Below are 16395 nucleotides of genomic sequence, written 5' to 3'. Positions count from 1 at the left end.
AACACACGCCACGCTTCAATCACGCAGAGCTCCGAGGCCGGTTCCACAGTTCACGCACAGGATCCTTCCACCAAAGCAGATCCCTCTCTGAGATAATTCCCTGTGTACTATTCTCATCATCGCCGTATCTTTGATATATTTTAGGCGAAAACCGCCTCAAAGTCAACCCCAAACAAAAAAATATAACAAGTCTCTCTGCTATGAGTTACTGCTCATTCCGTTCTCAGTAACACGCTTCGCGATGCACAGAATTTATGCTAATCGCATAAATTCGCGCGGTATGTCTCGGGTTTTCTGTGACCTTCGCTCACAAAAAACACCTCGCGGGACATTGCCAGTGAACAGTAACTGCTATGATCCTATTCCTTCACAGACACAGCCGGCATCTCCAGATACCTGTTCAGATCTTCTGTGAGAATATGGAGCTTAGTTCTGGTATCCTGCTCCTGATAAGTCAGCCGCCCTGCGATCCTGGTGATATAATCCTCTTCTTCGATGATCTCACAGGTCTCAGGAAAATTGATATCATAATACTGTGCAAGATAAGATACCCAGTAATCCACCGGCGCATGTCTGTCTGCGGATAACACGGATTCTCTTCTGAGACAGGACTCCCACACTGCCGGTGAGATCAGCCCTTCTCCTGCAACCTCTTCTGATACACCAAGCATGGCCTCTATTGACGCCTCCAGCTTTACTCTGCAGTTATCCAGCTTGTCTGCATCCCGGATCAGTTTTGCATGGAAAAGTGTTCTTGCATCGTGGATTCCTTCCAGTTTGAAATCACTGTGCTTCCGAATTGCTGCATCGATCAGCTCATCAAATTTATCATCCTCCACGAAGCGCCGGATCAGCTTCTCCTCCCCGAAGAGAAGTTCTGCACCGAACACGGCATGATCCATGGTTCCCGGCTCAAAGCTGTGAAATCTACGGATCTGCTCAAAACGGCCAATATCATGAAGCAGACCGATCAGCTCCGCAAGTTCCACATCTTCACCGGAACATTCCATTTTTCTGGCAATCTCTCCTGCGTATTTCACCACGCCATAGGTATGTACGATCTTCAGACAGATCTGTTCATCCTCCCGGTCGTATTCATCCAGATATTTTTCGAATTCCTGTTTTGCATGTGCAATGTCGATCATTCTGCCACACCCCTTCTTCTTTTGTTCATTCTGTAGTTCTGTAAACACTCTGTATTTATTATATCGAAGGTCTCTGACAAATTCTACTGTATTTCCCGGAATTTTAAATCTTCTCGCTGCTGCCGAATGACTTCCCTGCTCAAGGAGCCAATTATACCCTTCGTTTCCGGAAATGATATCCGGAACAACATGGGCAACACCGCCCTCCTCTGTCTGGTCTGCCTCCACATCACGGAGCCATTTTCGGTAGAAGGAATAGGTATTTTCAAGGAAGCATGCCGTACGGCAGAAGATTTCTGCATCACCGGTCCATCCAAGACGCTCATCTCTCTGTGGTGTCTCAAAAATATTTTTTGGTTTTACTTCCTCCATAAGGGAAACCTGTCCGGTAAACCGTTTTTTCCGGTTTCTTCTATTCATACTTTACGATTTCTTTCCTCAGCCGCTTCATGATCCGCTTTTCCAGGCGGGAAATGTAGGATTGCGAAATTCCTAAAAGATCCGCTACCTCCTTCTGTGTTTTCTCGCTTCCTTCCCGGTTTCCGATGCCGAATCGCAGACGGATGATCATCTGTTCCCGCTTTGTCAGTTTGCTGATGGCTTTTCCAAGAAGTGCGATCTCCACCTCATCTTCCAGACGTCTGGAGATCACATCGTCATCCGTTCCCAGAATATCCGAAAGTAGCAGCTCATTTCCATCCCAGTCCACATTCAGCGGCTCATCAATGGAAACCTCCATCTTTGTTTTGCTGTTTCTCCTCAGATACATCAGGATCTCATTTTCGATACATCGTGATGCATAGGTAGCAAGCTTGATATTTTTTACCGGATCAAAGGTATTGATAGCCTTTATGAGCCCTATGGTTCCGATGGAGATCAGATCCTCCACACCTACCCCTGTATTATCAAATTTCTTTGCAATATAAACCACCAGCCGTAGATTATGCTCGATCAGAACCGACTTTCCCTCTTTTTCCTTTTCTGTTCCCAACATTTCGATCACTTCAGCCTCCCGTTCCGCTGACAACGGCGCCGGAAGGATATCATTTCCACCAATATAAAAAACCTCTCCCGGACGATTGAACATAAATTTCCGGATCACCTGAAACGGATAGGATCTTGCAGCTGCTCTGTTCATAACATAAGCCCCCTTCTCAATTTAATAGTCTGGAATTCAAAAGTATCTCGTACTCTTCTCCCAAAGCTGAGGGCTCGGATGTTATAGCAAGCACCGGTTTTCCTACATGTACCACCCTTTCGGGAGTCTGGATCAGAAGTTCATCAAGGATCACTGCCAGCAGCAGTCCTTTTTTTCCATCTGCGGTATGACAGCTCAGAAAATGCGGCTGCAGACTGACAAATCCTGTATTTTCCAGTGCCTCTGGTTTATCTTTAATATCCATCAGTTTTTTCACCTGCTCTTTCGATATCAGGCTTCCCAGGAGTTCCTGTTTGATGATCGATACCGGCTGTTTTTTCACAGGATCCATAAGGAGATTTCCGGTATCATAAAAGCCGTATGTCTGCTGCAGCTTCCCCTGATATTTCAAAGTGACCGGAAAAATATTTCTTCTTCCAAACCGGAAGGTCTCGGTCACACATCCCAGAGTATAAAGTGTGCCATAAATCCCTGCCAGAAAAAGCAGAAATATTTTCACCGTCATGGTTCTTTCCGTTTCCAGTGCCTGATAGATCCCGCCAACCACAAAAGCTGTGAAATACAGAGCCAGAATGGTTTTTACAAGAAGGCCGCCTTTTTTCAGTCGAAAAGCAAACGACGCCATAAAAAAAGCGCAGCCGCCATGGATCAGTACAGCGGCAGGAAAAATGATCTTAAAAGGTGCACATACAAGCAGGCAGGATACAAAAGATCCAAAGGCAGCGGATATCACACATCTTCTGCGTTTCCCATCAAGATGCAGAAATTTTCCCACAAGTCTTAAAAGCATGTAATCCATAAGGAAATTCGTCATAAAAACGATATCTATGTATATCCTCTGATACATAAGCTTCCTCCACTGCTGTTTCGTCTGCCATCGATTCTCAACTTTGGTAAGTGTATTTATTATAGGGCAGGCTCTTTGCATATTTTGTCAAATCCGGATGTCGATTCTTCTAACTTATCGGGTCGTTTCTGTCTGTCTCGACATTTATAGATTTTTTCTATGAATCGGCGACAAAAATGTATAAATTTCCGTACAATATTTGTATTTGTTGATTTTCGCACTTTATAGTGCTAAAATATTTTTTATTATATTTCGTAAAGAAATTCTATTATATGAGATACAGGAGGGAATCGAACAATGATCAATATTACCGGACATACCGGGCTTACCGGCCTTCTGGGAAGCCCCGTGGCACACAGCGTATCACCTTTAATGCACAATGAGGCATTCCGTTATCTTGGACTTGATTATGTGTATCTCTGTTTTGATGTAACAGAGGAGACCCTTCCCCAGGCTGTGGAAGGACTGAAAGCCTGTGGGATCAAGGGCTTTAACCTGACCATGCCAAACAAGAATAAGATCGTGGAGCTTCTGGACGAGCTTTCTCCCACTGCCCAGCTGATTGGAGCGGTAAATACCGTACGCAACGACAATGGAAAATTAAAGGGGTTTAATACTGATGGTTATGGATTTACCCAGTCTGCCAGAGATGCCGGCTGTGATGTAAAGGGGCGCACTATCACCGTTATGGGTGTCGGCGGTGCCGGAATGGCGATCTGCGGCCAGTCCGCCCTGGAGGGTGCAAAAAAGATCCATGTTTTTGCACGTCCTACCAGCCGTTACTGGGAACGTGCTGCTGCCATGGCAGAAAAAATGTCTCATATGACAGAATGTGAGATGATCCTTCATGAGATGGATGATCACACTGCGCTGAAGGACGCACTGGAGGAAAGCAATCTCCTCATCAATGCAACTTCTGTGGGAATGGTTCCGGATGTGACAGGCACCGTGATCCCGGACAAGGCTCTGTTCCATCCGGAGCTTACCGTAGCCGATGTTGTATATGAGCCAAGAGAAACAAGACTTCTCAGGGAAGCCCGGGAAGCCGGATGTCCGACCTTTAACGGAATGTACATGCTGCTCCACCAGGGTGTAAAGGCTTTCCACATCTGGACCGGACTGGACATGCCGGTTGAACTCGTCAGGGAGAAATATTTTAAATAAAAAATATCCGGCAATACTGACCGCCTCCGCATCACAGCGTGGCCTCAATATTGCCGGATCAAAAATAAAGGCGGCCCGCCTATCACACGGGTCGCCTTTTATTTATCCGTCAATCATCTGTTTTGTTTATTTCTTCTCTTCCTGAACCTCGATCTTACGGATCGTCTTGTTCTTGATCTCTTCTTTGATGAAGTTAATGAACTCACCAAGCTCTTTCATTCCCTCATCGCCAAGATAGCGGCTTCTTACGGAAACCTTACCCTCTTCTTCCTCTTTTGCACCAACGATAAGCATGTAAGGTACTCTCTCAAGACGTGCCTCACGGATCTTGTATCCCATCTTCTCGGAACGTCCGTCTACAGAGCAGCGGATTCCTGCTTCTCTCATCTGAGCTTCAACCTTCTGTGCATAATCGTTATACTTCTCGGAGATCGGGATCACACGAACCTGCTCAGGGCAGAGCCATGTCGGGAACATTCCTGCGTATTTCTCAATGAGCCATGCCAGTGTTCTCTCATAGCATCCCATGGATGTACGGTGGATGATGTACGGACGCTGTTTGTCGCCATTCTCATCGATATAGTACATATCAAACTGCTCTGCGAGAAGTGCATCCCACTGGATCGTGATCATTGTGTCTTCTTTTCCGTATACGTTCTTTGCGTTGATATCAACCTTCGGTCCGTAGAAAGCAGCCTCGCCCACATCCTCTGTGAATGGAATGTTCAGCTCCTCAAGCATCTGGCGGATATGGCCTTCTGTCTCTTCCCATACCTCCGGCTCACCGATGTATTTCTCTTTGTTTGTCGGATCCCATTTGGAAAGATGATAGGTTACATCTTCCTCAACACCAAGTACCTGCAGACAGTACTGGGCAAGTGCGATACAGTCTTTGAACTCTTTTACCATCTGGTCCGGTCTTACGATCAGATGTCCCTCGGAAATAGTAAACTGACGAACTCGTGTCAGGCCATGCATCTCTCCGGAATCCTCATTACGGAACAGTGTGGAGGTCTCGCCGAGACGGATCGGCAGATCACGGTAGCTGTGCTGCTCTGCTTTGTATACATAGTACTGGAACGGACATGTCATCGGACGAAGTGCATAAACCTCTTTGTCCTTCTCCTCATCACCAAGTACGAACATACCATCTTTGTAATGATCCCAGTGTCCGGAGATCTTGTAAAGATCGCTCTTTGCCATAAGAGGAGTTTTTGTTCTTACGTATCCACGCTTTGTCTCCTCATCCTCGATCCAGCGCTGAAGCTCCTGCATCATGATCACACCGTTTGGCATGATAAGCGGAAGTCCCTGTCCGATCACATCTACAGTTGTGAAGATCTTCATCTCACGGCCAAGCTTGTTATGGTCACGTCTCTTTGCTTCTTCCATCTGCTCCAGATGCTCTTTCAGCTCATCCTTTGTAGCATAGGCTGTTCCGTAGATACGTGTGAGCATTGCGTTTTTCTCACTGCCTCTCCAGTATGCGCTAGAAGAAGAAAGAAGCTTGAATGCCTTGATGCCTTTTACACTCATCAGGTGTGGGCCTGCACAGAGGTCTGTCCAGTCTCCCTGTGAATAGAAGGAAATCTCTTCTCCCTCCGGAAGATCCTCGATCAGCTCAACCTTGTATGGCTCATTTTTCTCTTTAAAGTATGCGATGGCATCCTCACGGGATTTTGTAAAACGCTCGATCTTTGCGCCTTTTTTGATGATCTTTTTCATCTCTTTCTCAATGGCGTCAAGATCCTCACGTGAAAATGGCTCGTGGTCGAAATCATAGTAGAAGCCTGTATCAATGGATGGTCCGATGGCAACCTTTGCCTCCGGGTATAAGTTCTGTACAGCCTGTGCCATTACGTGAGATGCTGTATGACGGAGAACTGCAAGGCCCTTCTCGTCTTTCGCTGTAAGGATATTCAGCTCACAGTTGCTGTCAAGAACTGTACGAAGATCTACGACCTCTCCGTTTACTTCTCCTGCACATGCAGCACGTGCAAGGCCTTCGCTGATGTCATATGCGATATCGATCACAGCTTTTGCTTCTGCATATTCTTTTTTTGAGCCGTCTTTTAATGTAATGATCATTGTTTTTTCTCCTTTCATTTTAAATGAAGTTTCTATGGTACACAGTATGTGTCTGCTTTTGCAAGAGATTCTGCAATAAAAAAATCCCTCACAGTACATCACATACTGTAAGGGACGAGTTCATTCATTCTCGCGGTTCCACCCTGCTTGCTCTGCTGCCCGGTCATGCCAGGATGCAAAGCCTCTCAATTATGATGATAACGGAATCACCGGACCGGATTGGGGCCACTCGGAGGTAGTCTTCGGCTGTTTCCCGATAAGATGTTTCCAGCACTTCACATCTCTCTCTGTAACGTTTCACAGCTTACTCGTCTCGTCAGCGTGTTTTTTATTTCCTTTTCTGTGGTTCATTATAAGCGCAGTATTTTTATTTGTCAACGCATGTTGACAAAATTTTTGAGATTTCTCTTCTCGCACAGATCTACAGATTTCCCATGAGTTTGTCTTTGATAATGGCCAAAATCTCACGGGGAATGTAGATAAAAAGACGCCAGCTTCGATACCTAGAAGGTACCATGGCCACTTCCCGGAATCCACATTTTCTTGCAATGGCTGCTCCTCTCCATACATGAAAATTGTTCGTCACCACGCCTACGGAACAGTCTGTGGTCCCGATCTTTCTGCGGCTGAATTCCAAATTCTCTTTCGTACTGGTAGATTCCTCTTCCCGCATCAGTCTGTCCCCGTTTATTCCGTGACCGGTAAGGTAGCGATACATGGCCTCTGCCTCGGAAATGTTTTCTCCATCGCCTTTTCCTCCGGAGAGCACTGCCTTCGTACCCGGATTTTCTTCAAGATAAAGAAGAGCCCTTCTGGCTCGTTCCAGAAGGGCAAGTGTCATCCGTGTTCCGTCCACATGGGCACCTAACACGATAATGTAATCCAGATTCTTCTTTACGCTCATTATCTTCCGCAGCAGTGTTTGTATTTCTTGCCGCTTCCGCATGGGCACGGATCGTTTCTTCCGACCTTGTGCGGTTTCACAACTGTGCCGGATTTCTTCTGCTCCATGTAGAGGGTTTTCTTTTTCTCTTCTGTGAAGATCTTGTCCCACTGAGGAAGGTTGTAAAGCCAGTCAGCCTTGGCATCTACCATGTTCTTATAGAGTGCCTCTTTATCAAATGCAAGGTTTACCTTGGTATCCTCATCCATAGTCTCGATCGGGTTCGGAACCTTCAGACTGTCATTGATTCCGTCAAGGAAACCAACCATAGTCATAACGTCCTGACCGTATTTCTCAGCAAGCTCTTTTACAGTTCCGGAAACGATCTCATCCGGGTTCTCAAGAAGCTGCTCATAAATATTCTTCTCAATGTTAAAATAATTTGCCCAGAAGCGCTGAAGCTTATTCTTATCTGCATTCTGATTATAAGCAATGGAACGCCACTGCTCAAGAATTGTCATATCGCTCATTGTCTGATCCTCTTTTCCAAAATTTTAGATAAATAAGACGGAGATTTATATTCCGCTTCGCAATTTCTATTTATTATATCATCTTTTGGCGAAGAAATCAAATACATCTGTTTCATATCCGAGTTATTTTATCACACTGTGATTTAGTTCAAGCAGATATTCGCAACCCCGCAGGGGACTTACTTGCTTCAGTTAAAATATTTTCTGAGAAGATAAGTCGGAGTGCAGCTCCATGCGTGACAGTAGCTGTTGACAATGCTGCTTCCATATGGAGATTCTGCAGGATTTTCCGGATTATAAAGCTCCCAGAATGTATCCGCACCGTGGCTTAACATTCCACCCCAGTAATATTTCATATATTCCATTGCCTGGTCTTTTTTACCACACATCAAAAGTGCTTCCACAAAGTGATGGTTCATATACGGAGAAACCATTCCTTTTTCCGGTTTCAGTTCCACCAGACGATCCAGTATTTCTGCTCCTTCTTCGCCGCTGACTGCTTCCGCCAGGATCATCCATACCTGACTTGCTCATGATATAAATGGCAATATCGTGCTTTCCAAGCATTACCGCTATACCCCTGTTTTTCCCCATGAACATGAATTTTTTGAGATCCTCTGTCTGTATGACGGAACTGCCCACACTGCGATACAAAGGATCGAACACACTTTGCATACCGGAGATATCTGTATCATCCCACCGCATACCACTCACAGTGTGGGGATCTTTGATGACAGTGTTGCTTTTAATATTCTGGGCCATGCTGCTGCGTTTTCACGAAAATGATATTGAATCCATCCTTACAAAGGACAGCACCGGAAATTCTGTAACGGAAATCCTCAACTACCTGAACCGTCACTACCAGAGCGTTACCTTACGTGAAGCTGCGAAGCATTTTGGCTATAGTACTTCCCACTTCAGTACCCTGATCAGGGAAAGTACCGGACGGACATTTTTACAGATCATCCGGGATATCAAGCTGAACCAGGCATGTCATGCTCTGCGTGAAACCTCGCTCAGCAATCTTGCGATCTGTGAACTTGTAGGGTATGAAAGTCCGGAGCATTTCATGCGTACTTTTAAAAAAACATATGGAATGACTCCCGGTGAATACCGGAAGAAGAACAGGGAATAAAAGATTACAAGATCTTATATATTTTCTGTATAACAGATGCCGTTCCGGGAGATACTTATCATATCCTCCCCTTTAGAATGCAGAGGGCTTCGCGATGGTGCAGGCCCTCTGCGTTTCTCTTTTCACACTGAAGGTCATTTCACACCAAGCTTCTCAAGCGCCTTCGCCGCCTGCTTCAGATTCTCAAACTGGATGGTATGGATACCGGCTTTTCCGGCTCCCTCACAGTTCACGGCACGATCATCCAGAAATACCGATTTCTCCGGTTTCAGGCTGTAACGCTTCAGAAGTGTTTTGTAAATATCCACCTCAGGCTTGATCTGCTGCACATCACAGGAAAATACCACTCCATCCATATATTTCAGAAAAGACATATCCTGCTTTGTACGATCCAGCATATAAGTTCCGTAGTTGGAAAGGACATAGAGATGATATCCCTGATTTTTGAGATATTTCACCCAGGTTTCCGCATAATCATACAGATGCATACACTCCGGATCACGTCGTACCACCTCACGGATATCTGCTTCATATTCCGGTGCACTTTCCACAAATTTATCTACATACCAGGACTCCTCATGCTGTCCACGGTCCTGTTCCTCCCAGATCGAGTTTCGAAATACTGCATCTGCGATTTTCTGATACTTTTCTTCCGGGAAGTCATAGCTCCGAAGATACTCTTCCCAGTCATAGCCCATCAGCACATTTCCCACATCAAAAATAATATTCTCGATCATACGGTTTTCATCCTCTCTCGGCTTCTTATTTCCCCAGATCCGGTACGCCATCCAGAAAACATACGCTACGATCGGTACCAGAACTGCTGCCGCAAAAGCCCCCCGGAACAAAGCCTGGGCGTTTTCACTGCTTCCCCAGGCAAATGCCATTGGAAGGCAGAATATAAGAAGTAATATGACAACACCTGCAAGTGCTGCGATTCTTTTAAAATTTTTCATTGAGCTTCCTTTCACATGATACATCAGCTATTCTATCTGTTATTTTAACTGAATATCTCTTTGAAACAAAAGGGCGCCGGAGAAATTCTTCCCCGGCGCTTCCTGTTGTCATAATCCTGATACTGTAAAAATAATTATCTGTAAATGATGTCGTTTCTTCCTGGTCCGTTAGAGATCATTGTGATCGGGAATCCAATATGTTTTTCTACGAACTCTACATATTTTCTGCAGTTCTCCGGAAGATCCTCATATTTTTTGATTCCACGGATATCGCATTTCCATCCCGGAAGCTTCTCAATAACCGGTTTTGCTTTCTCAAGCTGCACAGTTGTCGGGAATTCTGTTGTTACCTCTCCGTCGATCTCATAGCCTGTGCAAACCGGGATCTCATCCAGATATCCCAGAACATCCAGTACTGTAAAAGCAACGTCTGTAGCTCCCTGGAGACGGCATCCGTATTTGGATGCAACACAGTCGAACCATCCCATACGTCTCGGACGGCCTGTAGTAGCACCGAACTCACCACCGTCACCGCCACGTTTTCTCAGCTCATCTGCTTCCTCGCCGAAGATCTCAGAAACGAATGCACCTGCTCCAACTGCACTGGAATAAGCTTTGCATACGGTTACGACCTTCTTGATCTCATATGGAGGCAGACCTGCACCGATGGCACCATAAGCAGCCAGTGTGGAAGAGGATGTAACCATCGGATAGATTCCGTGATCCGGGTCTTTCAGAGTTCCAAGCTGTCCCTCAAGAAGAACCTGTTTTCCCTCTTTCAGTGCATTCCAGAGATAGAGCGATACGTCGCATACGTATGGCTCAACCATCTTCTTGTATTCCATCAGCTCATTCATGATGTCTTCCGGTTTCAGAAGAGGCTTATGATAGAGATGCTCAAGTGTTACGTTCTTGGTCTCGCAGATACGTACAACCTTCTCTTTCAGTGCTTCCTCATCAAAAAGCTCACTTACCTGGAAGCCGATCTTTGCATATTTGTCAGAATAGAACGGAGCGATTCCGGATTTTGTGGAACCGAAAGCCTTGCCTCCAAGACGCTCCTCTTCATACTGATCGAACAGAATGTGGTAAGACATTACCATCTGTGCTCTGTTGGAGATCAGGATCTTCGGTGCCGGTACTCCACGGCCTACTACTTCGTTGTACTCCTTGAAGAATACCGGAATGTTCAGTGCAACACCGTTTCCGATGACACTGGTCGTATGTCCGTAAAACACACCTGACGGAAGTGTATGAAGTGCGAATTTACCGTAATCATTTACGATGGTGTGGCCCGCATTGGCTCCACCCTGAAATCTTACGATGATATCGGCTTTCTCAGCAAGCATATCTGTGATCTTGCCCTTACCTTCATCTCCCCAGTTTGCTCCTACTACTGCAGTTACCATAACACAGTTCCTCCTTGTGTCTTTCTCTATTATTCGGAACGGCATGTTCTCTGTCTGTAATGCCAGAAGACATGCTATTCCTGTCTGTGTTCATTTCTTAATGTTTATAACCTTCCGCAATTATACGTTGATCTCAACCTTAACCCCAAGCAGATCCTTATGTGCGTCCAGAACCGGCTGTACCACATTGGCAATAAACGCCTCTGTCTGCTCTTTTGCACGTCCTGTATATCTGGACGGATCCATGGATTTCTGAAGATCCTCAAGAGTCAGGTTAAATGCCGGATCCGCAGCGATCAGTTCAAGAAGGTTGTTATCCTTGCCTTCTACCTTCACGTTCTTGCCTGCTTCCATGGAAAGCTCACGGATACGCTCATGAAGCTCCTGACGGTCTCCACCTGCCTTAACTGCATCCATCATGATATTCTCAGTCGCCATGAACGGAAGCTCGGACATCAGTCTCTTCTCAATAACCTTCGGATAAACAACCAGTCCGTCTACAACATTGAGGCAGAGATCCAGGATTCCGTCAATTGCAAGGAATCCTTCCGGAACGCTGAGACGCTTGTTTGCAGAGTCATCCAGAGTTCTCTCAAACCACTGTGTCGCAGATGTGATAGCCGGATTCAGGGCATCGATCATCACATATCTGGACAGGGAAGCGATTCTCTCACTTCTCATCGGGTTTCTCTTATATGCCATGGCGGAAGATCCGATCTGGGATTTCTCAAATGGCTCCTCCACTTCTTTCAGATGCTGAAGAAGACGGATGTCGTTGGACATCTTATGTGCACTTGCAGCGATTCCCGCAAGGATATTCAGCACACGGGTGTCCACTTTTCTGGAATAAGTCTGTCCGGAAACCGGATAGCAGGACTTGAATCCCATCTTCTCGGCGATCATCGGATCGATCTTGTCGATAGTCTCCTGATCTCCGTCAAAGAGTTCCAGGAAGCTTGCCTGTGTACCGGTTGTTCCCTTGGAACCAAGAAGTTTCATAGTGCTTAATACATACTCAAGGTCCTCAAGATCCATCAGGAATTCCTGTGTCCAGAGAGTTGCCCTCTTACCTACGGTTGTGGGCTGTGCCGGCTGGAAATGAGTAAATGCCAGAGTTGGCTGATCTTTATACTGTGCTGCAAACTTGGAAAGCTCCGCGATCACGTTCACAAGTTTCTTGCGGACAAGTTTCAGTGCCTCTGTCATAACGATAATGTCGGTGTTATCTCCTACATAACAGGAGGTTGCTCCCAGATGGATGATGCCTTTTGCCTTCGGGCACTGTACACCAAACGCATACACGTGAGACATTACATCATGGCGAACCTGACGCTCACGCTCCTTAGCCACATCATAGTTGATATCATCCGCATGAGCTTTCATCTCATCAATCTGCTCCTGGGTGATGTTAAGGCCAAGCTCACGTTCCGTCTCAGCAAGTGCGATCCACAGCTTTCTCCATGTGCGGAATTTCATGTCCGGGGAAAAAATGTACTGCATCTCTTTGCTTGCGTACCGCTCTGACAGCGGGCTTACATATCTGTCTGTATTCATTATTATCCTCCTGATTACATACATCCGGGCCGGAATGGCGAATGATCCGTTATCTGCCCGAATCTGGTTAATTCACGCCTCTTGAAATTATATAACATTGACTCTTTAAAAGCAACCGTTTGTTACTCCATACCCTGATGGAATTTTCCCAAAAATTCCTTCATTCTGCCATTTTCGGAAGAAAATACCTCCTGCGGCGTTCCCTCCACTGCGATCACACCCTTATCCATAAAAATGATACGGTCGGAAATATCTCTTGCAAAATTCATTTCATGAGTAACGATCACCATGGTGATATGCTCCTGAGCAAGATCCTTGATAACCTTCAGGATCTCACCGGTCAGTTCCGGATCAAGTGCAGATGTAGGTTCATCAAAAAACAGGATCTTCGGATTCATACAGAGCGCACGGGCAATGGAAACTCGCTGCTGCTGTCCTCCGGAAAGCTGAAAAGGATATGCCTTCTCCTTGTCTGCAAGTCCCATTTTCTTAAGAAGGCTTCTTGCCTGGGCGTAAACCTCATCTTTCTTTCTCTTCTGCACCTTCAGAGGTGCATCCACTATATTTTTCAGTACGGAAAAATGCGGAAACAGATTGAACTGCTGGAACACCAGTCCCACATCACCGTTTTTGATGATCTCGCCGCTGTCCGGCGTCTCAAGTCCTGTGGCACAACGCAGGATGGTTGACTTGCCGGAACCGGAAGGACCGATGATACTTAAAACTTCTCCCTCTTCCACGTCAAGAGAGATATCTTTGAGAACTTCCAGTCCGTCAAAGCTTTTTTTGATATGTTTCATTTCAAATAATTTCATATTTTGTACTCTCCATTCCGGTTAGCGGTAGTAATTCATACTTTTCTCAACCTTCTGCATCACAACAGCCACGATCAGGTTGAACACATAATAAAATATCGCAGCGATCACAAATGGCATCATTGTTGTCTGTGCACTTGCGATCTGCTTGGCAATGGTAAACATCTCCGCAACTGCCACAACAAACGCAAGGGAAGTATCCTTGACCAGCGTAATGACCTCATTTGTAATAGACGGCAAAATCCTCTTGATCACCTGTGGAAGGATGATGCGGAAAAATGTCTGCACCTTATTGTATCCAAGGATCTTTGCAGCTTCATACTGTCCCACCGGCATGGATTCAATGCCGCCGCGATAGATTTCTGCAAAGTAAGCTGCATAGTTGATGGCAAATGCGATAAATACAGCAATCAGACTATATCCCATGGAAATACGGATCCCGAAGATAAAATACGGACCGAAATATACCACCATCAGCTGCAGCATCAGCGGCGTTCCTCTCATGATGGATATGTAACCGGATACAATGGTACGGATCACTTTGTTTCTGGACATTCTGCCAAAACAGATCAGAAGTCCCAGCGGCAGAGAAAACAGCAAGGTTACAAAAAAGATCTCAATAGAGACCAGCATTCCTCCTGCCAGCTGCTGGAGCATTACACTAAAACTCATTTTTTTCCTCCTGGTTCGGAGTATCAGTCCTATTTATCGGACTGATACCTGTAATTCCTGTAAACAACAGGAAATGAGCGTGTACGGCAGCTCTTTCTGCGCCGAAGCACCCTCATTTCCTTTTTATGCGGAAGCTTCAAAAGCTTCTGCTATGTTTCTTATTTCTACTGCTGTTGGATAGCTTAAAAAAATATCTTCACAGCTTTTACTGTGCCGGATCTGTACCGGATCATTTGGATTCAGAATCGGTTTCTTTCTCTGTGCTGTCTGCACTTTCTTCTGTGTCAGCTTCTGCTGAATCAGAATTCTCTGTCTTATCCTTGTCCTCGCTGATGCAGAGCATGCTCTTATCCAGTTCATACTTATCTGCAAGCTTGTCAACCTCACCGGACTCGTCAAGCTTCTTGACCTCATCCCATACGAGATCCTTCAGTTCATCATTTCCCTTCTTGAATCCGATGCCATACTGCTCGTTCTGGATTGGCTCGTCAAGGATCACATATTTATCCTTGCCTCTCTGGGAAAGCTGATAGTTAGCAACACCGATATCAACAGCAACAGCGTCTGCAGCTCCGGAATCAATATTCATAAATGCAGTGTTGTAGTCCGGATTCTCTGTAAGAGATGCAAAGCTGTCCTTCAGTTCCTTATTGTCATCGTTGTTCAATGCGTCCAGTGCAGCGGATGCAGCCTGTACAACTACGTTCTTGCCCTTAAGATCCGCAAGCTTCTCAATTTCAGAATCCTTGGCAACTACGATCACCTGCTCATTGTTGATGTATGGATCACTCCATGTATAGTCATCCTCACGTCCGTTGATAGTAAATCCATTCCATATACAGTCGATCGTTCCGGAGTTCAGCTCCATATCCTTGGAATCCCAGTTGATAGGCTTCTTAACAAGTTCCCAGCCAAGATTATCACATACTTCCTGGGCAAGGTCAAGGTCAAATCCTACATATTCTCCGTTATCATCCTTATATCCGAACGGAGGATATTCAGCATCAAATCCTACGATCAGGGTCTTATCCTCAACACCTGCCTGTACACTCACTCCTGTTACCATCATTCCTATTGTCATCGCTGCCGCCATTACTACTGCAACTGTTCTTTTCTTCATGGTCATTCTCCTTTTTTCGGTTATCTCTTTATCACATGGTCACTCTACCACGTGAAAGCGTATGGTTATAGTAACATACCCAAAAGGAGCTGTCAAGAGCAAACCTTCTGCTCTGCCAGATAATCTTTGTATTTCTTTCTGGCCGTTTTCAGATATGTTCTGGAAATTGGGATTTCCGTCTGTCCGACCACAAAACTGTTCTTCTTAAGTGAAGTTACCTTCTCCATGTTAATACAAAAGCTCTGATGACATCTCAAAAAGCTGCTGTCTGACAGCTGTCCCGAAAAATCCCCCAGCCTGGCTCTGCAGCTGATCTTTTTTCCATCGGTAAGATGAAATGTCACACTGTGAAGACTACTGGATATATATGCCAGATGATCGTGCTGCAGTGTATAAACCTGTTTCCTGTAGCGAAAATACAGCGCTCTTCCGCCTTCACGCCTGCATACCTCCAGGATATGTACCAGAACATGTTCCAGTTCTCCACTTTCAACCGGTTTGACCAGATAGTTATAGGCAAACACTTCAAATGCTTCTTTATAGAATTTTTCATTCTCTGCCACCAGCACAACCGGGATATAATGTCCTTTCAGGCGCATTGTCCGTACAGTTTCCAGACTCCTGCCCTGATCACCATCCAGCCCCAGAAATATCAGATCGCAGATCTTGTGTCCCTCTGCCAGTCCTTTCAGAAGACTCTCTCTGGTCCGATACAGAAGGAGCTCTGCATCAGGGACCAGTGTGGAAAGCTGCCTGTACAGCTTCTGTGCATCCTTTCGTATTTCATCACATATCGCGATCGTCATCACTGCCATTGCCGTGTTTTCCTCCCTCATGCTCTTTCTGATATTAACATTTTATTTTCAAAGAAAGACCTACGCAATATGTGCTTCTAATTGTGCCTTGTTTTTTTACAAA

16 protein-coding genes are annotated in these 16395 nt (G+C 45.6%); 2 read left to right on the top strand and 14 right to left on the bottom strand.

Annotated features, from left to right (window positions below; translation table 11 throughout):
• Window positions 1-359 precede the first annotated feature (359 nt).
• The 3 genes from ABCM67_RS01900 to ABCM67_RS01890 all read right to left on the bottom strand — a co-directional run bounded on the left by ABCM67_RS01900 (window position 360) and on the right by ABCM67_RS01890 (window position 3151).
• Window positions 360-1565, bottom strand: coding sequence for an HD domain-containing protein (locus ABCM67_RS01900; RefSeq protein WP_302467659.1), 1206 nt, complete (start codon window positions 1563-1565; stop codon window positions 360-362).
• Entirely contained in the window at window positions 1558-2232 is a 675-nt protein-coding gene (gene sigE, locus ABCM67_RS01895) for an RNA polymerase sporulation sigma factor SigE (protein ID WP_235812409.1), read from the bottom strand. The genes ABCM67_RS01900 and sigE overlap by 8 nt, the downstream gene beginning before the upstream one ends.
• A 67-nt stretch (window positions 2233-2299) precedes the next feature.
• Entirely contained in the window at window positions 2300-3151 is an 852-nt protein-coding gene (locus ABCM67_RS01890) for a sigma-E processing peptidase SpoIIGA (RefSeq protein WP_059085399.1), read from the bottom strand.
• Between the two features lie 297 nt (window positions 3152-3448).
• Here ABCM67_RS01890 and ABCM67_RS01885 point away from each other — a divergent pair, with 297 nt between their 5' ends.
• A complete protein-coding gene (locus ABCM67_RS01885; protein ID WP_021652363.1) occupies window positions 3449-4315 on the top strand; it encodes a shikimate dehydrogenase in 867 nt (288 codons plus the stop codon).
• Between the two features lie 126 nt (window positions 4316-4441).
• Here ABCM67_RS01885 and thrS read toward each other — a convergent pair whose 3' ends face one another.
• The 4 genes from thrS to ABCM67_RS01865 all read right to left on the bottom strand — a co-directional run bounded on the left by thrS (window position 4442) and on the right by ABCM67_RS01865 (window position 8331).
• Complete coding sequence (gene thrS / locus ABCM67_RS01880; protein ID WP_342992449.1) at window positions 4442-6403, bottom strand: threonine--tRNA ligase; 1962 nt, start codon at window positions 6401-6403, stop codon at window positions 4442-4444.
• A gap of 421 nt (window positions 6404-6824) precedes the next feature.
• Window positions 6825-7307, bottom strand: a complete 483-nt coding sequence (locus tag ABCM67_RS01875) for a YdcF family protein (RefSeq protein WP_173734128.1) — start codon at window positions 7305-7307, stop codon at window positions 6825-6827.
• Window positions 7307-7816, bottom strand: coding sequence for an SEC-C metal-binding domain-containing protein (locus ABCM67_RS01870; RefSeq protein ID WP_021652360.1), 510 nt, complete (start codon window positions 7814-7816; stop codon window positions 7307-7309). The genes ABCM67_RS01875 and ABCM67_RS01870 overlap by 1 nt, the downstream gene beginning before the upstream one ends.
• Before the next feature lie 188 nt (window positions 7817-8004).
• The gene (locus tag ABCM67_RS01865; RefSeq protein ID WP_178015644.1) at window positions 8005-8331 is read right to left on the bottom strand and encodes a hypothetical protein; all 327 of its coding nucleotides are present in this window, start codon (window positions 8329-8331) and stop codon (window positions 8005-8007) included.
• A 215-nt stretch (window positions 8332-8546) separates the two neighbouring features.
• On the opposite strand from ABCM67_RS01865, the gene ABCM67_RS01860 reads away from it, so the two are divergent.
• Window positions 8547-8951, top strand: a complete 405-nt coding sequence (locus ABCM67_RS01860; protein ID WP_178015640.1) for an AraC family transcriptional regulator — start codon at window positions 8547-8549, stop codon at window positions 8949-8951.
• 134 nt (window positions 8952-9085) lie between these two features.
• On the opposite strand, the gene ABCM67_RS01855 is transcribed toward ABCM67_RS01860, so the two are convergent.
• From ABCM67_RS01855 to ABCM67_RS01825, 7 genes are all read right to left on the bottom strand, one after another.
• Window positions 9086-9907 (bottom strand): HAD-IA family hydrolase, encoded by an 822-nt coding sequence (locus ABCM67_RS01855; protein WP_173759628.1) that lies wholly within the window; start codon window positions 9905-9907, stop codon window positions 9086-9088.
• Window positions 9908-10041: 134 nt separating this feature from the next.
• Window positions 10042-11316 carry an adenylosuccinate synthase gene (locus tag ABCM67_RS01850; RefSeq protein WP_022426147.1) on the bottom strand — a complete coding sequence of 425 codons (1275 nt, stop codon included), beginning with the start codon at window positions 11314-11316 and terminating at the stop codon, window positions 10042-10044.
• A gap of 120 nt (window positions 11317-11436) precedes the next feature.
• Complete coding sequence (gene purB, locus ABCM67_RS01845) at window positions 11437-12870, bottom strand: adenylosuccinate lyase (RefSeq protein WP_015527100.1); 1434 nt, start codon at window positions 12868-12870, stop codon at window positions 11437-11439.
• Between the two features lie 122 nt (window positions 12871-12992).
• On the bottom strand, window positions 12993-13685 hold the full coding sequence (locus tag ABCM67_RS01840; RefSeq protein WP_021652351.1) for an amino acid ABC transporter ATP-binding protein: 693 nt from the start codon (window positions 13683-13685) through the stop codon (window positions 12993-12995).
• Between the two features lie 21 nt (window positions 13686-13706).
• Complete coding sequence (locus ABCM67_RS01835; RefSeq protein ID WP_022426149.1) at window positions 13707-14357, bottom strand: amino acid ABC transporter permease; 651 nt, start codon at window positions 14355-14357, stop codon at window positions 13707-13709.
• A gap of 229 nt (window positions 14358-14586) precedes the next feature.
• Window positions 14587-15477, bottom strand: a complete 891-nt coding sequence (locus ABCM67_RS01830) for an amino acid ABC transporter substrate-binding protein (protein WP_015527098.1) — start codon at window positions 15475-15477, stop codon at window positions 14587-14589.
• 92 nt (window positions 15478-15569) lie between these two features.
• Entirely contained in the window at window positions 15570-16292 is a 723-nt protein-coding gene (locus ABCM67_RS01825; RefSeq protein ID WP_059085394.1) for a LytTR family DNA-binding domain-containing protein, read from the bottom strand.
• Window positions 16293-16395: the final 103 nt, after the last annotated feature.

The organism is Blautia sp. 2227st1_G12_2227SCRN_220401 (assembly GCF_039062885.1).
Taxonomy (GTDB): Bacteria; Bacillota; Clostridia; order Lachnospirales; family Lachnospiraceae; genus Blautia_A; species Blautia_A fusiformis.
Note: the sequence above shows the minus strand (reverse complement) of the source record. Positions and strands in the feature narration are given on the sequence as shown.